Raw genomic sequence first — 17,368 nt, forward strand, 5'->3', positions numbered from 1 at the left:
AGGGTGGTACCAACATGCTGCATGAAAAGCTGAACTCTGTTACGGAGTACGCATGCCGGTCCTGCGGCGGAACACGTCTCGAAACGTTTCTTGACCTGGGAGCAACACCGCTTGCCGATCGCCTTCTAGCCGAGGAGGACATCGGTAAGCCCGAACTGATCTTCCCGTTGCGCGTCGCGTTCTGCAGAGACTGTAGCCTCGCTCAGATCACCGAAACCGTAAGTCCAAATATCCTCTTTGCGGACGATTACCCCTACTACTCCTCATTCTCGCCCGCGCTGTTAGAACATTCGCGCAAGAACGCGCTCGATCTCATCGCCTGTCGCAACCTGGGTCCAGAGAGCCTTGTCATCGAACTGGCGAGCAATGATGGATACCTGCTTAAGAACTATGTCGAGGCGGGTGTCAAGGTGCTTGGAATCGACCCCGCCGATGGGCCTGCCGCGGCCGCGGAAATGATAGGCGTTCAAACGCGCTGCGCCTTCTTTACCCAAGATCTCGCCGAAAAGCTCCGTGTAGACGGCGTGCTTGCCGACGTCGTTCACGCCAACAACGTACTCGCTCACGTAGCCGACACAAATGGCTTTGTCGCCGGGATAGCACGACTCCTCAAGGAAGATGGTGTAGCGGTGATCGAGGTGCCCTATGTCGTGCCGTTGATCGAGCATTGCGAGTTCGACACAATCTATCACGAACATCTTTGCTACTTCTCCGTCACGGCGCTCGAGAGGCTCTTCCGTCGCCACGGGCTTTATCTCAACGAGATCACGCCTCTCTCGATCCACGGGGGGTCACTCCGTCTTTATGTGGGGCCCAAGGAGCGCGTCGGCGCCACCGTGAAGGTGCAGCTAGCGCACGAAACAGCGCTGGGGATCGATACGATCGACTATTTCCGCAATTTCTCTGCGAAGGTCGACGTGTTGAAGCGTGAGCTTCTGGCACTCCTACGCAGGCTGAAGTCGCAGGGCTCATCGATTGCCGCCTATGGGGCGGCGGCCAAAGGAGCGACGCTGATCAACACGATCGGGATCGGACGCGATCTCATAGACTTCGTCGTGGATCGCAACATCCACAAGCAAGGCAAGTATATGCCGGGGCAGCGGCTGCCGATACGATCGACGGAGACGCTTGTCGAAACCCAACCGGATTACGTGCTGCTGCTTGCCTGGAATTTCGTAGACGAGGTCCTCGACCAGCAGGCCGACTATCGCGCGCGTGGCGGAAAGTTCATCATTCCTGTCCCGATTCCCCGCATCGTGTGAGAATAAGCTCGAGGAGCAGGCATGAATTGCGCGCAAGCAGTTGGAACCGAGACGGTCGCGTCAGATCTTCGCAGCGAATGTCCAGTTTGCAGGGGGCAAGAGCTACTGCCTTCGGTTACGTTCGAGGCGTTGCCCGTGCTTTGCAACGCTCTCCATTCGAGCCCGGCTTTGGCACGCGCAGCAGAAACCGGCCGATTTTGCGGCGTCTTCTGTCGCCGTTGCACGCATTTCTTCAATGCCGCCTTCGAGGAACAGCGGATCGGTTACACGCAAAGCTATGAAAACTCTCTGCATTTTTCTCCGCGTTTCCTGGCCTTCGTGGACGCTCTGGCGGGGCGTCTGAGCAATAGCTATGCACTCGCTGGCAAGACGGTCATCGATGTCGGTTGCGGTAAGGGAGATTTTTTGAAGCGCCTTTGTGCGCTCAGCGGCGCCACGGGCATAGGTTTCGACAAGAGCTTTGAGGAAGACCGTGGCGCGCTCGTCCCCCGGGTTCGTTTTGTTAGTGATTGGTTCGACGACCGCTATGCCGATTTGCGGCCGGACCTCGTCTCCTGTCGTCACGTCATAGAACACCTCGCTGACCCGATCGCCTTCTTGCAAGCCCTGCGCGCCCACCCCGGCATTGGCCCCGAAACCATATTTTATTTTGAGGTCCCGAATGCCCTTTACACCCTGCGCGAGTTGGGCATCTGGGATCTCATCTACGAACACGTGTCCTATTTCACCGGGCACTCACTGCGGGTTGCCGTCGAAGCGGCGGGATTCGACGTGCTGCGTGCTGGAAGCTCATTTGGCGACCAGTATCTGTTCATTGAAGCGCGCGCCGGTACAGTGTACCCGCTTGCGAGAGCCCAAGAGTCTGAGGAGTGTGCGTTAATGGTCCGCAAATTCGAGGGACTGCATCGCGACAAGGTCACGCATTGGCAGAAGTTTCTTTCTGAACGCAACCTCGAAAGGGTGGTTGTCTGGGGAGCCGGTTCAAAGGGCATCACCTTCGTGAACGTGGTCCCGCCGGCAGCGGGGATCAGTGCGCTTGTCGACGTTAACACGTACAAGCAAGGGCGATTTGCACCGCGGACCGGCACGCCGGTTCTCTCGCCCGAGTCCTTGCGCGGCTGTTTGGTCGACGCGATCATCATCATGAATCCACTTTACCGCCATGAGATCGCAGGAATTGCGAAAGCGATCGGTCTTGCGCCGGAAATCGTCGTCGCTTGATGCGGCGGCTGCAACACGAGCTTTTGTTACGACACGTCGTAGAACGGGAAGGGATGTCGATGACTGTATCGGTCGCGATCGTTGCGGGGCCGCGAGATGATCATAACGAATTGTTGGTCGCGGATGCCTTTTCCGACGATCGCGCCGCCGGCACGGTCATAGGAACCCATACCACCAACGGGGTGACTAGGGGCGGCTGTGATAGTGAACGGCAGATCGCTATCGACCATGGAACGCTCCGGTTTCAACCGCTCGTGAAACCTGGATGGGCACGCCAGGGGATCGCCTATGGCCCCTTCCACCGTGCAAGCGGGCTCGTCATGGCTGTCTCCGTAACAAACGGGCACAATACGTCACAGGGCACAACCATCGGAGAGCACATCCTCAGGCGAATTCATCGCTGGGTGTTAGGCCCTAATGCTGACCCTTGGCCGAACCGCCTCGTTTCCTGGGCGTGTGGTCCGCGCAAAAAAGGGACGCTCAGGCGCTTCCTCTGGTGGGCGCACAGCACAAGGACGACCTACAAGCTTCCTGATTTCAACGAGAATCTCGCGATAGGCTGGTTTACGAGCGAAGCACCCCGCGACCCGCTTTCTGACGGTTGCGGCTTCATCGTGCATGCAGCGAAAGGGGAAAACGGAGAATTGTGGACTCGGGTCGGGACGCGCTGTCTCAGTGCATTTCGCGGCCTGAAGAACTTGCGGATCTACTATTTCGTCGCTTTGCGTGAGCGCGGCGCAATCTACTATGCCGCTGCCATGGAGGGGGCGCATGGGCTCGCTGCCTTCCCGATGATGCGGCCGATCGCCATCGATCCCTTCAATGACGACGAGACTCTCTACGCCGGCGTGCATCAGTGCGTACTCGGCCAGATTGGATTTCGCGTCGATACGCGCATTCATGGCATCAGAGTGCACAAAGTGCCGGATCTAACGTCTCGCTTTGGGACAGCTCATGTCGGTGACCCGATGACGAGAGACCCCGTTGCCAGCGGTATTGCCGAGCGGAGTGGTTCTTGGCGTGTTTTGCGCGGCAATGTCGATTGCACGGAAACGGGGGCCGTAGGAGGTGATGGTGCCGCCCTGGCAACGTCCGACCCTGGCGTTCCGTCGGGGCTCATTCATGCGATCGCCGCAACCGGCGATACTCCGGGCGCTTGCGGCGTAGCGTGGCGCGTTCGCGATGGCGACAATTTCTGGCTCTTCAAGGTGTCGGGCGAGGGGAGTGCGCTCATCCGAGTAGAGCAGGGGGCAGAAGTCATCCTTGTCAGCGACGCGCGCCCAAGCCTAGCGCCAGACACCCTTCATTCGTTGCAGATTCTCGACGGATATGGGCAAATCGGTTGTTACCTGGATGGCGATCGCCTTTTCGGCATCGACGATCAACCGCTTGAAGAAGCTACCGGCACCGGCATATGGTTTGACGGCGCTGGTGGCGTGGAGATGCGCGATTTCGAGGCGCATCCACGCGAGGTGCCCATACCCGCCTTTGTGCTCTTCGACGCGCCTTGGCTGCGGCTTGGCCAACGCCCCGAAATCGTCGATGACTTCGCTGGGCCGTTCGGGGATCTTGCGGGACGCGCGCCGAGGATCGGCAGAGGAACCTGGGGGAAAACCTTCGGTGCCGGCTTGATCGACATCACAGGTAACGGGGCGGCGCGCGTGCGGGGAACCGTTGAAAAGCCCCATCCGAACAGAACATTGTACACGCTGCCGTGGGATGAGGTTGGCTTCGCCGATTTGGAAGTCACTATCACGCCGCCCGGGGAAGAGCGCGGCCAGGCGCATTGTTGCCGTACAGGGCTCGTATTCTGGCAGGACCGTGACAATTATCTCACGTTCACGGCTTATCTGGACGATGAATACCATGGATCCTCGATTGCGCTGTTTACCAAGCGTCACGGTTTTGAAGAGCTTTATGACGCGGTGTGGACAATGCTGTGGACCAAGATCGACTGGGGCAAGCCCTTCCGCCTCCGGGTTCCCTTCGATGGAGAGCGCTTTGTGGTCTTTGTCGATGACGAACCTGTGATGCAACGGGCCCTGACTGATTTATATCCGGACGATCCGCCGCTGCGAATTTTGGGCGTGGGCCTGGCGGTTAATTGGGAATGGGGAAATGATACCGGATCGACCCTTCAGTCGTTTATCGCTCGCCGGTGACGGGGTCCAAATTCGTCAGGAATCGGTCCGAATTGCGCTTGAGCGCGGCGCGTTTGCCATGGGAATTCGGTGAAGGTTGGTTGGGCGCACGAGGCAGTGGCGTGTATAATCAGTAACAAGCCTGACAAAATATGTTAAGGGCACCGGGGTTCTACGCCAGGCCGTCCATGTCGCTAGTGAATGCAGCCCAATGAGATAGCGAGATGAGACTAGGCGGTCGTGCTTATCTATTCCCGCGTAAGTAACGAATCCGCGAAACTCTGCTGCAAATCTCTTCAGCACGCTTTCGACTTGCCTGTCGTAAGGCTCGTTCGGGGCAAAACCCTGCTGTCCCATCGTCGTGCCGATAACCCTTGTGTGGGTCACGACCACCTCGTCAACAATCGCGTATCGGAACCATGGATCGTCGTTAAGACGCGTCCACACAAGATCTATTCCCGTTTCATAACCGAGACTAAATAAAGGGAGTGCCATACGCAGGTATTTCGCGCGGAACACAGGACACATCATCTCGACCGTGTTGGTGAACCGCAGTCGAAATTTGTGAATGACGAGCGTCGCCGCGTATGAGAAGTAACTGTCCCAGGACAAGGCTGGTTGAAACAGGTCGAGACGGTAAGCCATGCCGATTTGAAACAGCCGGTTGATATCCTGCTTTGTAGCTTTGATGTCATCGTCAATGAGTGCGATGTATTCGTAGCGGTCCAGCAGTTCAGGATATCGGTGGAAGAGTTCGTTATATCCGGCGATCTTTCGTCCAGGTAACAGGATGGACCACTGATCAGTTGCGCCGGGCGTAAGCTCCTCATAAGCGGCCACGAGGAGATCGAACTCAGCCTCACCCGTTCCCGCCGTCCAGCTCGCATGCAAAGAGTTGCGGCCCGCGCGCACGATGACCAGGTTCTTCCGCCGCAGTTGTGCGGCTGAATCACCAGGCAATGCCGGTCGGGTAATATTCATCGGTTGGAAAGTGAGGTGCGGCTTGTTCATGTTCGTCTTGACGGCTGGTTCGAGGAACCCTGTATCGACTTTAAGGCGCGCAACCCGATGGCGCGGAGTTTGGCGCGAAGCCGAGGTGAAAAGGCGCCGACGCCCTCCAGGACAAGCCGGCCTATCAGAGGAGGATCCAACATCCAAAGCGCAAGATGGCAGAGCGAACGGTGAACCGGTGCTTGGCGTCTATGCCTATACGCGATTACGACCAGGTGCCTCAATCGACTGGACAATTCGAAGGGATTCGAGCCTGATGCGTCCTGGTTGTGCCAAAGCAAGCGCTCACTGCTGTGCAAATTCACCGACCGTGTCGGATGATCGCGACTGTACAGAATTGCGCTCGGCACACGGACGAATTTGCCAAGCAGTGCCATTTCGGCAAGGAGCGCGCAATCGGAGCCGTAGTAGGGCTCATGGAGAGACGTCTGAACAAGGGAACTCCGGCGCCAAAGCCCGAACATTGCCGCATCGCATCCGTGCGCGGCAATCAGTATTCGGAAGCGCGATGCAGGCGGTAAATTCCTCATATTCGGTAAGTCGCGTTCCTGGTACGCAGTCATTGTGCCATACCCGTCGATGCCCAGCAAAGTAGGGTATGCGATCACGGCATCCGCATCCTCATCGAGAGCGTTTGCGGTGTCCGTGAGAAAGTTGGCGCTGATCAGGTCATCATGCGCGCACCATTTGAAGTAAGTCCCGCAGCTCAACTTGAAAACCCGGTTGAAGTTGCCCCCCGCTCCAAGGTTCCGTGTATTCCTGAAATAGCGTATCCGGGTGTCGCGTTCGGCGAACGACTGGCAGATTTCCGCCGTCCTGTCTGTTGACGCATTGTCCGCAATGATAAGCTCGAAGTCCTCGAAGTCCTGGTCGAGAAGCGATTGGATCGCTTCGGCTATGAAGTTCTCTCCGTTGTACACGGGCAATCCAAGGGAAACGCGCACCGACATATTTCGCTCCGGTTATCAATTTCCCACTGCAACAATTTCCGGCCTGAGGCCCAGTGAGTTGAGCGCGTGGGAAACCTCATTGCTATAGATCGCGTTCATCACGATGACCAAATCCGGTGGCCGCTGCAACAATGCATGCGGTGAGACGACGGGGTGGCCGGTCCCCGGGGTGTACTTGCCCTGTTTGTAAGGATTGATGTCAACCGCCGCATCCACTTCTTCGCCCAGGCCGAGCGTCGTCAGGAAAGAAACTGCTTTCGACCCGCCACCCCACAGGACGATCCGGCGGCCAGAGGCGTGCGCTGCGGCAACACGTTCGTGCCACTGCTGCTGAAATGAGCTTACCCGGTTTGAAAAGGTTTCAGCGAGGCGTTCCAATTCGGCAAGGTCATCCTCCAGCGGTAACGTCGGCCGTGTTCGCCCGTCGGCCGGTCTGGCGTATTGGACAATATATTGGCTTCCATAGACCAACTCGAGGCCGGTGACGTCGAAGCCCTCTTGCCGAAAGACACGGGCATGAGCGCCAGGGCTGAAATAGGAACAGTGCTCGTAGTAGATATCCCAGAATGCGGCTTCCTTGAGCACACGCTTTGCATCCGGCGTTTCAAAGACAATCCAGGTGTCATTATGCGTGCCGGCGAGTCGTCGAATTGAGCGGAGGAATTCCCGTACAGGCGCGATATGTTCGAGCGTATGACGACAAAGAACTACATCCGCACTGAGATGCTCGTATTTGGGCCCAAAATGGTCGACGATGAAGTTCAGCCTGCGATCGCCGTCGCCGCCGCGTCCCTTGTCCGCCCTATAGCCCGGGTCGATTCCGAGCCCGGTCGCACCACCCACGGCGCAGAGTTCCCTTAGGAATTCTCCTTTGCCGCAGCCGATCTCGAGCACGTGTTTTCCCGCAACTGCGCATACCTTCACGATCTCTCCGGCAAGTTTTTTCGCGAATGCGCCGAAGGTGTCCGAAAAATGTTGGGATTCCTCGAAGTTGGTCGAATAGCCCATTACGGACTCGTCGAAGATCCGGTTGAAGATGAATCCACACGCTCGGCAGTAGGCAAGCTCAAGATCGCGCACAGGAAACGCGCGGGCTTCCTCCGCGGACCCCAGCAGAATGCAACTGTGCACAGGAATGGACGAAGCCCGATAGATCGGCCTTGCTCCGCTCGACGCACAGCAGGGACAACCTCCCGGTGCGGCGACATTGGGCCTCATGGGCGCCACATTCAGTTCGAGCGAATTCATAACTTCACCGGGTCGAGTTTGGCTGTACCGTTAGGTGCGTCACAAGGTTGCCCTTGGGCGGCATCGGTGGCACGGTTCCAGTTGTCTAAAGTGTGGGTATCCTCCTACGCTCCAGCAAGCTCGCCATTGGGAGTAAGGGACCGCTGTTTCCCGTTGTCAAAAGGGGTAGGTCGCCAATTACGGACGTTTCTGGTGTGCTTGGCAATCACAACTGGAAAAGGTCACCGGGAGCGCTGTACATCGATACTGGCATCCCGGTCCGCTACGGCCTAGTTTCCGTTAGCGGTCGCGGAAAGAAGATGCAGGATTTTTCTTCTACGTGTGATCTTTCGCCATGGATAAACCCAAGTCATTCTGCTTCTGCTACGCCGCCGATGCGCTATGCCTGCCCTAGTCTGGGCCTCTGGGGGTACCGGTGTAACTAGTGTGCTTCCGTGCAAGCGCATTTCGGCTGCGCAATAATAGCGATTGAACGATTCATCCCACGGCCAATCAGGCATGTTCCAGGGTTTGGGGCCTCCGGTAAAGTGCCATATTGTGGGACCGATACCTCGTCTCCGCGGATCGAGCACCATCATGTGTTCACTCTGGTAGTTGTAGCGGAGGGACAGCATCGTGACGCGGCCACGCGCCGCGTGATTAAGCGCACTCTGATCTGAGGCGGGGCAATGGTCCGGGTGCTCGATCATGAATTTTATGGCGGCAGGAACAATGTCGTTCCACGCCTCGCGTGAAGCGTAAATCACGCCGGAGTTGAAATAAGTTTCGGCCCGGCAGCCTATGCCTTCCAGATGGGCTAGATCGCGCTTCTTACCACGACTGACCTCGTCCATGAAAATGTTCAGAAAATCTGGTGCGGCCATCAAACCTTCCGCTGGCGGCGTCGTGGCCAAGAGGCTATCAAGCTCGTCATCGACCATTGTGTCTCCGTCAATATAGAGGAACCGGTCGACCCCGGCATCAAGCAAACCGTCAATCCAAAATCTCGCGAGAGCTATAGGGGGCAGATAGTGATCGCGGTGGTATGGGGCAAGCTCGGCCAACTGCGGCAGCCTTGCTGCAATGACTTTAATCTTGGTCCCAGCGACCGCTTCGTCAAATTGGCGAGCCCATGTATCTTCAGCACCGACCACGAACATGCGAATTGCGATGTCTGCGCTTTTCGTGTGTTGATCAGCAGACAGCGCGGCAGAAAATGTCGGCAGTGCGTAATTCTGATCAGTGACCAGGACAATCGCGGCGCTCCCGGAGGAACACTGCCTGTTGAGTGGAGAAATCGCGCCTTTGTCCACGTCCTGATGCCTCCGCTGGAGCAGTATCTGCCCGGGGAACGAGGTTCGCTTGCGTCTCGTACCGAAGGCAGCATTTTCGTCTTCGCAAGCGATTTCACGCGCCACGCATATGGCGATCCGGTCGGCGCTCCCAGCACCAAATTCCACAAATTCAAGCGAGAGGTCATGCTGGCAATAAGTAGGCGAACGGTCGTCCAAAGGTGTAGCGAACGTCGCCGCCTCGTCAATTTCGTCGAATTGCCGCGCGGGCCGGGCGGCGGCATGGTTCGGGCATCGAAATGAAAAGGATTTGGTCATGTTTACTCGGCTGGCAATCGGAGCACTATGTCTCCTGACTACGGCCACCTCCGGCTCCGCAGACATGCTTTGGGGGGCCAACGGCCATCCGATCACGGCCTATCCTGGCATTGGAATCGAACAACAACTCAACTTCCTCGAGGATCTCGGCATGAAATCTTACCGCGTCAACATTTCCGACGCAGTCAGAGTAGAGGACCTCGCGGTACTTGTGAAAGAAGGAAAGGCCCGCGGCATAAGTATCCTTCCCGTGATCACACCCGGCAACATTGACCTCGACAAGGATAGTGTGGGAGATCTTTACGAGAAAGCCCATAGGCTTGCCGTGACGCTTGGCTCCCAGTTCAAGGCCGACATCCGGGTTTGGGAACTGGGAAACGAGATGGAAAACTATGCCATCATCAAGGCTTGCGAAAAGCGGGACGACGGTAGTCAATATCCGTGTGAATGGGGTCCTGCCGGCGGAGTTGGTCCACTGGACTACTATGGACCCCGATGGATGAAGGTGAGCGCTGTCTTGAGAGGATTGTCTGATGGAATGACCGCCGTTGACCCGCAAATCCGCAAAGCAATTGGCACGGCGGGCTGGGGACACGTCGGCGCCTTTGAAAGGATGAAGCAGGACGGGATCGACTGGGATATCTCCGTCTGGCATATGTATGGCGAAGACCCTGAATGGGCGTTCAAGGAACTCGCACGTTATGGCCATCCCATCTGGGTCACGGAGTTCAACAATCCCCTCGGTAGTCAACGCAGCGACGAGCAGCAGGCAGACGGACTTAGGCAGGCGATGATGCGCCTACGCGAGTTACACTTGAAATACAACCTGGAGGCGGCGCATGTTTACGAGCTCTTGGACGAGACATATTGGGCACCCAATTTCGAGGCGTATATGGGTCTCGTCAAGCTCGTCGCAAAGAGTGATGGCGGCTGGGCAATAGGGGAGCCCAAACCAGCCTACGCCGCGGCAAGGGAAGTCATTCTCGGGAAGCGCCCTGTGGTGCGCCCCAAAAGGGACTGTGAAATATCAGAAGTCAGTACATCCGAGCCCCTCTCTGTACGGCAGGGGCGCTTTGCCTACTGTCTCGTGCTAGGGCACAGAAAAGATGCCGGAGGCATAGCCCGCTGGGTGCAGGCATTGGAGAACGGCGAGACTAATGTCACGGAAATGGTGCTCACCCTGATGCAATCCGAGGAATTCAATCGGCGTTATGCCACCTTTGGCTTGACTGACCGCCCGTTCATCAGTTTTCTCTATCTCCTGCTCTTGGACCGGTCAGCCGATCCATATGGCCTCGACACATACGCGGGACATCTGAGTGACGGAACTATGACCAGGGAACACGTTGCCTTGGGAATGATACTATCGAGTGAGTTTCAGAGGAAATATGCCGCGCACCTTGGTGCGGGTCAGTGACGTCTGCGATGTCTGCTGATGCGGCATTTATGTCCATGAGGGAAGAAGGTTAGCTCTCCGCTCGGCGCGAGCTTGGCCTACATTTGCTAATTGCCTTTAATGACCCGCCGCGCTGCTGGAGCGAAGCTCCACCCAGATCGCGGTGGCACTCGCTGTTCATCGTGAATGCAACTGTCGATCGCTGATTTATGAAGGGCGTAGACCAGCCTACTCCATTTGGTGGCATTTATGCATCCCGCCCTTGAGGCTAACCTGCAATTTCCGGGACAATTTGGATCGCAGCAGGTCTGTAAATCGACATGCACATCTATTCCGTAGCACAAGAGGGTTGGCCCGACCGGTCGAGAAATTCACTAGGGGTTCCCTGGCCGAGTGTCGCTAGCATGTGTCTTACGCTTGCTCGGCACTTCCACATGATCTACGCGAACTGTGGGCGGACGCCATGCTAGAGCGCCAATGGTCGGCAGCGGCGGGCCAGCAGAATTCGTATGGACCAGCTAGGGACTCCGAGTTTATCGGCTTTGCCGATATCACCTCATTTGTCCGGCAGCGTATATTTCTGATCATGGCGTTCCCGTTGCTCGGGCTGCTTGGCGCCGTCTTCTCCCTAGCTACGACGGATTCTATGTTCACGGCTCGCACCCAGATTCTCATAGAACCGAAGATCCCCGAACTGCTGCAACGGCAATCCGGCGAGATTAACTTGTCCCTGGACACGTCCCAGGTTGAAACCCAGCTCGCGGTTCTCAGGTCCGAGAAGATTGCGTTAATGGTGATCGAAGAGTTGGACCTTGTCGACAACCCGCGTTTCAAGTCCGTGAGCAGCCCGAGCATAGTGGAGCGCATCGAACGAGTAAGGGAAATCGCCGTCGACATGCTCGCTCTCAACGGCGATCCGCAACATCAGGCGATGCCGAAGCCTGCTTCGCCCATCGCAGATCGGTCGGAAACAAGGGCAGTCACGGCACAACTATCGGAGTTTGAGCGCAGGCGCATCGTGGTCGAAACATTCAGAGAGAGCCTGGGCGTCCAGCGCGTTGGTGTCTCCTATGCTATCGATATAACCTTCCAATCCCACGATCCGGCACTAGCAGCAAAGGTCGCCAATGCCACAGCGGCAGCGTTCGTTCGCGAACAATTGGAGACCCGAGCTGCAGCCGCACGCGAAGGCGTGGCATGGCTTGAAAAGCGCATCGAGGAAGTCCGTACCCAGATGAATCTGGCCACGCAGGTGACCCAAGAGTTTCGGGCAAAGCACGACTACAGCGTTGGCCGTCAACTTGGAGCTACAATCGTGGACGGGGAGGTCGTGGCGTCCGGACAAGGGGAGGGAGTGACGCGAAACGGCCCCACTCTCGAGGAACTCGAGGTTACCGCGGACACATATCGAAAGATGTATGAAAGCCTGTTGGCCGCCTTCACCAGTTCTGTGAACCAACAACCTTACCTGATAGCCGACGCACGCGTCATCACGCCGGCCACGCGACCACTCGCAGCCAGTCATCCGCGGAAGAGGCTAGTGCTTGCATTGGGGGTTCTTTCGGGGCTGATGGCCGGCCTCGGGCTGGCATTCGCACGGCATACGCTGGACCGGACTATTCGGACGTCGAGGCAGGTCAGGGACGAATTGGGCTTTGACTGCGTCGGGGAACTGCCACCAGTGGGCTTTCTTCGAGGCTTTGGTCAGCTGGATGACGTACTAAGGCGGCCGGAGTCTCTGTTCAGCCGGAATCTCAGGCATACAAAGGGTGCCATTAGCCTGGCTGATGTCGCGCATCCCTTGCGGTGCATCGGCGTCACCTCGGCCACTCCGGATGACGGCAAGAGCACGGTTGCGAGCAACCTTGCCGCGCTGTATGCCGTCTCCGGCATGCGAACTCTCGTAATCGACGCCGATGGTTTCCACTCCACGTTGACAAAGCGCCTTCCGCATGCCCAGGTACCGACCGGCGAGAACCGCGACGGTGCGGAAATAGAAGGACAGATCACATCCGTTCCAGGGTTGCAATTTGATCTCTTACCAAGCCCGGCATCCGATGCGCTCCGGCTGATTACACCGAAGAATCTGGAAGCATTATTGGTCAATGAACTCGATAGCTATGAGATCATCATTGTCGACCTCCCGCCGTTCACCTCTGGGGTGCACGGTTTGGTGGCTGCTTCCGTTCTTGACGGTGTGCTCATTGTCGCGGAATGGGGAAAAACCCCCCTGGACCTTGTCGGCGAGCTTTCACGCATTTTGCGGGTTACAAAGACCGCGGTGATCGGCGTGGTCATGACGAAGGTCCGTAGCTTGTCGACGCGACAATATCGCAAGCGCACCACTCAGGCGGGGCATTGATTGCAGGTGCCTTGCAGAGCGGCAGCACTTGTTCCTGGGCGGCAGACGGTGCTGCTCCGCGTATTGGCGTGATGCGGTCGCCGAGCCGCATTCGAAGCGCGTAGCCGATAGCAACTTAGTAGTAGGCAGCGGCGGCAGTTGCAAAAAACGTTACGCCCTTTGCCGTTCTTGCCTCGCGGCGGCGGCGGCTGAAAAATATCTGGGTGAGATGTCCTGGGGGCCGCTGAGATCATGACAGTCAACACTCCTGGTATTCGCCCAGACCGTCGCGGAATCGTCGCCAGGTTGCTCGGTAGCAACAGCTCGTTGATGGGCGTGCGCCGTTCCGCGCATTCGGAAGCCTCAATAGAACGACCGAGCCACAAATGGCCGCCCCTTCCGATTGAAGGCAGTTCCACCAGGGAGATTGACGCGAATGCTGAGGATCAGCCCTTGGCGCTTGCAAGACCACATGGTCCACATCTCCAGCCCCTTGGCGGTAGCTCCAAGAGAGGCCTGGACCTCGCAGTCGCTTCGACGGCTCTTGTTTTGGCCCTGCCATTAATGGCTGTCGTCGCACTCCTCATCAAGGTCATCACGGGGGGGCCAGTCCTGTTCGTCCATCGCCGTATCGGTTTCAACGGCGCGCCATTCGATTGCTATAAGTTTCGAACGATGGCGGAGAACGCGGACCAGGTACTCAAGGAGTATCTTGCCTGCAATCCGCGGGCAGCCGAGGAGTGGCGGCAAACCCAAAAGCTCAAAAATGATCCGCGCACCACGCCGCTCGGCCAAATGTTGAGGAAGTCCAGCCTTGATGAACTTCCCCAACTGATCAACATCCTGCGAGGGGAGATGAGCTGCGTCGGACCACGGCCCATCGTGGCCAGCGAGATGTCGCGATATGGTGCCGTAGCGTACGAGTATCTAAAAACCCGCCCCGGTTTGACCGGTCTTTGGCAAATAAGTGGCAGGAATGACATTGAATACTCGAACCGAGTTGCCCTTGACGCACAATACGTACGAAATTGGTCCATTTGGACTGATCTCATCATCCTGGCTAAGACAGCCTTCGCGGTCATGAGGTTCGATGAGGCATCGTAGAGGGCCGCAACAGACGTGGCACGTCCGCTGGCTGCAATCAACCGCCTATCGCCGATGTCGATCAAAGGGCGACCTGTGCAACAACGTCGCAAAGAGAAGACCAATGAGATAGGTACCTTGTAAGGTGAGGACGAGGTACAGCGTCGTCAAAAACGTGCGTCCGTCAGAAAACCCCAAGCACTGCATCGCGGTAGCGCTCACTATAATCGTTATCAAGGACGCGACGATGAGCGCAGGCACCCTGAGGCGAAGGCCGATCAGCACGCCGACCGCTCCGACTGCAAGGAAGCTCCAAAGCATACCAACCTCCCCGCAGGCGTCCGAAGGGAAACCAATTAAGCCCAGAAAACCAGAGTCGCTTGGACTTGTGAACGTGAGTCTCTAGATTTTCATGGCTTTTCATTGCCAGGATGTGCAGCCATATTAACCGGCCTGGCGAAAACCCCGTCAGCCCGTAGCGATCCGGCATCATGAGCTTGGATCTGGACCTTGATCTGCTGGCGGCTTATGGCTGCTCGCATCGCATTTATTTCATGATTGTCGGGACGCACCTTGCTGTCCGTCACCGATGTGAGAGGGAGCCGTGAAACAGTGACAACGCCGGGAAGCTAGACCGCTTGCCCTTCCACAGGTCACATAATGGGCTTACAGCCTGCGACGATTCAGTCGGCCGCCTGCCGACTACGGCCGGAATTCGCTTGCTATCACGGTATTGAAGAGCCTAGCGAACATTCGGCACTCTGGATGTCGTCGGCGCGATCGAGAGCGCAGTGGTGCCCGGGGCGCCCGGGTCGGTGGCCTCGAAGCCCTCGAAGTCCTCTAGGTCGGGCATGGGAATTTCCACCTTCAAGGTGTCACCCGGGTTGACCACGTTCGACTCGCCTGCCCGCAGTTCCTTGCTGTGGCCGTTTGTCGTGCGTACGATGGTGTAGATCGGTTTGGCCTTAGCGGCCCAAGCCTGGCGCGCCAGAAGCCGAGGCGCTGAAATTTCCGACTCATGTAGCAGTTCAATCGCCGTCTCTGCCCTGCGACCCAGTGCATCGAGTTCTGCCTGTGTCTGGCGCAGAGTTGCAGTGACTTCGTTCACGTACCGATTGCGCAATTCCAGAATAGAGATCTCCGTCTTGCTAATCTCCTGTCGCGTGCGGAGAAGGCTTGTCTCACCCGCCAGTCGTTCACTTTGATACTGCGCCAGCGCGCGTTCCAGTGACATCTCTCGTGGAGCGGCCGCGAGGCCCTTGGAAACAAGCGATGATACATCCCCCAGCTCTTTCTGGATGAGTGCGATCTGCCGGTCGTGGAAAACAAGTTGCTTGTCCAATGATATGAGCTCCTTTTCAAGAAAGGCCCGAAGACTTTCAAGTGCACGGATTTGGGTCTCTAGCCCTTCGCGGCGGGCCTGGAAGATTGACCGTTCCTGCTCCATGAGAAGCGCGACTGCGTGATCGTCTTGACGAGAAATCAGCGAGCCTGGAAAATTAATATTATCTGCGTGCTTAAGCTCCGCCTCCAGTCGTGCCTTACGAGCCAGAAGATTGATGTTCTCAAGCCCGAGAAGGCTGACGTCCCCTCTTCCTTGAATCATTTCGCGCTCGAATCTGGCGATGCTTTCTTCCCTCGTTCTCACGCCTCCGGCGATGCTTACCGCTTGGAGAACCGTAAGCTCCGGCCTGTATGGAAATTCCCCCGGTTGCATCACATGGCCGACGATATAAAAGGGTCTGTACTGAATGACTTCAACTGCCGCATCCGGACGTCTCCCGAGACCCATATTGCGCTTCAAGTTATCGCCAATGGCGTAGGCGAGGCTATTCGGCGTGAGACCGGCGGCAGGGATTGCCCCGACAAAGGGCAGTGACAATGTCCCGCCCGCGCTGACCGTGAAGGTATCATTCAAAGCCTTCCATTCAAAAATAACGTCACGCGAGGCGCGCCATTCATAGATCTTGACGCGCACCTTGTCCTGAGGTCCGAGGAGATATTCATCGTTGGCGATGGCGGCAATTGGTCCGCATACGGAGAAAACGGAAAGCACGGCGGAGAAGGCGAAACGGCCGATGCAACGCCTGGTACCCTTCGACAAAACGCGGGCTGGAACAAGACCCCGCACTTCCAGTGAAAAGGGTAATTTGGATCGCGGGTGTTTGTGTGAGGGCATCATCTGGCCTCCTAGGCGGCTATCTTCTGGATGTATTCGGGCTCGATGCGGCCCTTCAGCAGATGCGCGAGGGCTATAAGGTTGCCGCGAAGGCGTCCCCGCCGGTCGATGTATGGCTCCGGCCAAAGGCTGCGCACAAGATTGGCGGCTAGGTTGCGTCCCATCAGCGGCAGCGCGAAACTTGCCGGCACGCTTCCTTTTCTTATCAGGTAAATTGGATTGATGATCTGGGAGTAGCCAAAGCGCTCGCCGCTGACGCGGCCGATCTTGAGCCCCAGATGAACACCGCGCAGTGTACTCAGACCGATCACTCGACCGAACCGTCTCAACTGACTTGTGAAGTCGATGTCTTCCTGCCAACCGTAAAGGACCAGCCGCTCATCGAAGCGCAACTTGCCGATAAACTTCATTCGAATCGACATGTTGCAGCCATAGGCCCCGACATGATCAACGATTTTCGGCTTGACAGGCATTTTCGATCGTTCAGCCGCAAGGACTTGAAGCCCCTCCGCCCAGCTCAGACCTGCAGTTCGGGCGCCGTCCTTGACGACGTGCCCCATCACCACCGCCCAGTCCTCATGCTCATGAAACGCCCGATCAACAAGGCGCAGATAATTGTCCTCGGGGATGAAGTCGTCATCGAAGAAGGTGATCACATCAAAGCGCTCTGAGACCTTATCGAGCGCTTGGTTGCGTTGCGCGCACAGTCCTCTCCTTCCCAAGACGATAGAGATCGGAAATTTGGGCGTCTCATAGACCGGAACGTGCGTCTCGTCAGGAGCCGACACGACGACCTCGTCCGGCAGCCTTTCCTGCCTTTTGAGGTGCTCTAGAAGGTGAGCAAGCTGCTCTTTGCGGCCGAAAGTGGCAATGATCACGGCCAGTTTCATCAATAGCTCGCTATCCTGCAGTTGACATAATCACGGGCCTTCGCCTAGCGAGACTCA

The 17,368-nt window shown here is 57.2% G+C and carries 12 protein-coding genes; 6 read left to right on the forward strand and 6 right to left on the reverse strand.

Features of this window, described 5'->3' with window-relative positions; translation table 11 throughout:
• Positions 1–14: 14 nt before the first annotated feature.
• The 3 genes from ACFHWW_RS29045 (at position 15) to ACFHWW_RS29055 (ending at position 4,645) form a co-directional block, all read left to right on the forward strand.
• Positions 15–1,262 carry a class I SAM-dependent methyltransferase gene (locus ACFHWW_RS29045; RefSeq protein WP_379942604.1) on the forward strand — a complete coding sequence of 416 codons (1,248 nt, stop codon included), beginning with the start codon at positions 15–17 and terminating at the stop codon, positions 1,260–1,262.
• Positions 1,263–1,430: 168 nt separating this feature from the next.
• Positions 1,431–2,483 (forward strand): class I SAM-dependent methyltransferase, encoded by a 1,053-nt coding sequence (locus ACFHWW_RS29050; RefSeq protein ID WP_379942606.1) that lies wholly within the window; start codon positions 1,431–1,433, stop codon positions 2,481–2,483.
• Positions 2,484–2,542: 59 nt separating this feature from the next.
• Entirely contained in the window at positions 2,543–4,645 is a 2,103-nt protein-coding gene (locus tag ACFHWW_RS29055) for a DNA-binding protein (protein WP_379942608.1), read from the forward strand.
• Between the two features lie 15 nt (positions 4,646–4,660).
• On the opposite strand, the gene ACFHWW_RS29060 is transcribed toward ACFHWW_RS29055, so the two are convergent.
• From ACFHWW_RS29060 to ACFHWW_RS29075, 4 genes are all read right to left on the reverse strand, one after another.
• Positions 4,661–5,515, reverse strand: coding sequence for a hypothetical protein (locus ACFHWW_RS29060; protein ID WP_379942749.1), 855 nt, complete (start codon positions 5,513–5,515; stop codon positions 4,661–4,663).
• Between the two features lie 116 nt (positions 5,516–5,631).
• Positions 5,632–6,585 carry a glycosyltransferase family 2 protein gene (locus ACFHWW_RS29065; protein WP_379942610.1) on the reverse strand — a complete coding sequence of 318 codons (954 nt, stop codon included), beginning with the start codon at positions 6,583–6,585 and terminating at the stop codon, positions 5,632–5,634.
• 15 nt (positions 6,586–6,600) lie between these two features.
• Positions 6,601–7,593, reverse strand: a complete 993-nt coding sequence (locus ACFHWW_RS29070) for a class I SAM-dependent methyltransferase (protein WP_379942751.1) — start codon at positions 7,591–7,593, stop codon at positions 6,601–6,603.
• Positions 7,594–8,102: 509 nt separating this feature from the next.
• Complete coding sequence (locus ACFHWW_RS29075) at positions 8,103–9,422, reverse strand: glycosyltransferase family 8 protein (protein WP_379942612.1); 1,320 nt, start codon at positions 9,420–9,422, stop codon at positions 8,103–8,105.
• On the opposite strand from ACFHWW_RS29075, the gene ACFHWW_RS29080 reads away from it, so the two are divergent.
• From ACFHWW_RS29080 to ACFHWW_RS29090, 3 genes are all read left to right on the forward strand, one after another.
• Positions 9,421–10,839, forward strand: a complete 1,419-nt coding sequence (locus ACFHWW_RS29080) for a DUF4214 domain-containing protein (RefSeq protein WP_379942614.1) — start codon at positions 9,421–9,423, stop codon at positions 10,837–10,839. The genes ACFHWW_RS29075 and ACFHWW_RS29080 overlap by 2 nt on opposite strands.
• Before the next feature lie 442 nt (positions 10,840–11,281).
• Entirely contained in the window at positions 11,282–13,180 is a 1,899-nt protein-coding gene (locus ACFHWW_RS29085) for a GNVR domain-containing protein (protein ID WP_379942616.1), read from the forward strand.
• Positions 13,181–13,411: 231 nt separating this feature from the next.
• Positions 13,412–14,263 carry a sugar transferase gene (locus tag ACFHWW_RS29090; RefSeq protein WP_379942618.1) on the forward strand — a complete coding sequence of 284 codons (852 nt, stop codon included), beginning with the start codon at positions 13,412–13,414 and terminating at the stop codon, positions 14,261–14,263.
• A 721-nt stretch (positions 14,264–14,984) separates the two neighbouring features.
• Here ACFHWW_RS29090 and ACFHWW_RS29095 read toward each other — a convergent pair.
• Complete coding sequence (locus tag ACFHWW_RS29095) at positions 14,985–16,424, reverse strand: polysaccharide biosynthesis/export family protein (protein ID WP_379942620.1); 1,440 nt, start codon at positions 16,422–16,424, stop codon at positions 14,985–14,987.
• Between the two features lie 8 nt (positions 16,425–16,432).
• Positions 16,433–17,311 (reverse strand): glycosyltransferase family 2 protein, encoded by an 879-nt coding sequence (locus ACFHWW_RS29100; protein WP_379942622.1) that lies wholly within the window; start codon positions 17,309–17,311, stop codon positions 16,433–16,435.
• Between the last annotated feature and the right edge of the window lie 57 nt (positions 17,312–17,368).

Origin of the sequence: Sinorhizobium sp. P24N7, assembly GCF_042436655.1 — a bacterium.
Classification (GTDB): Bacteria; Pseudomonadota; Alphaproteobacteria; order Rhizobiales; family Rhizobiaceae; genus Sinorhizobium; species Sinorhizobium meliloti_A.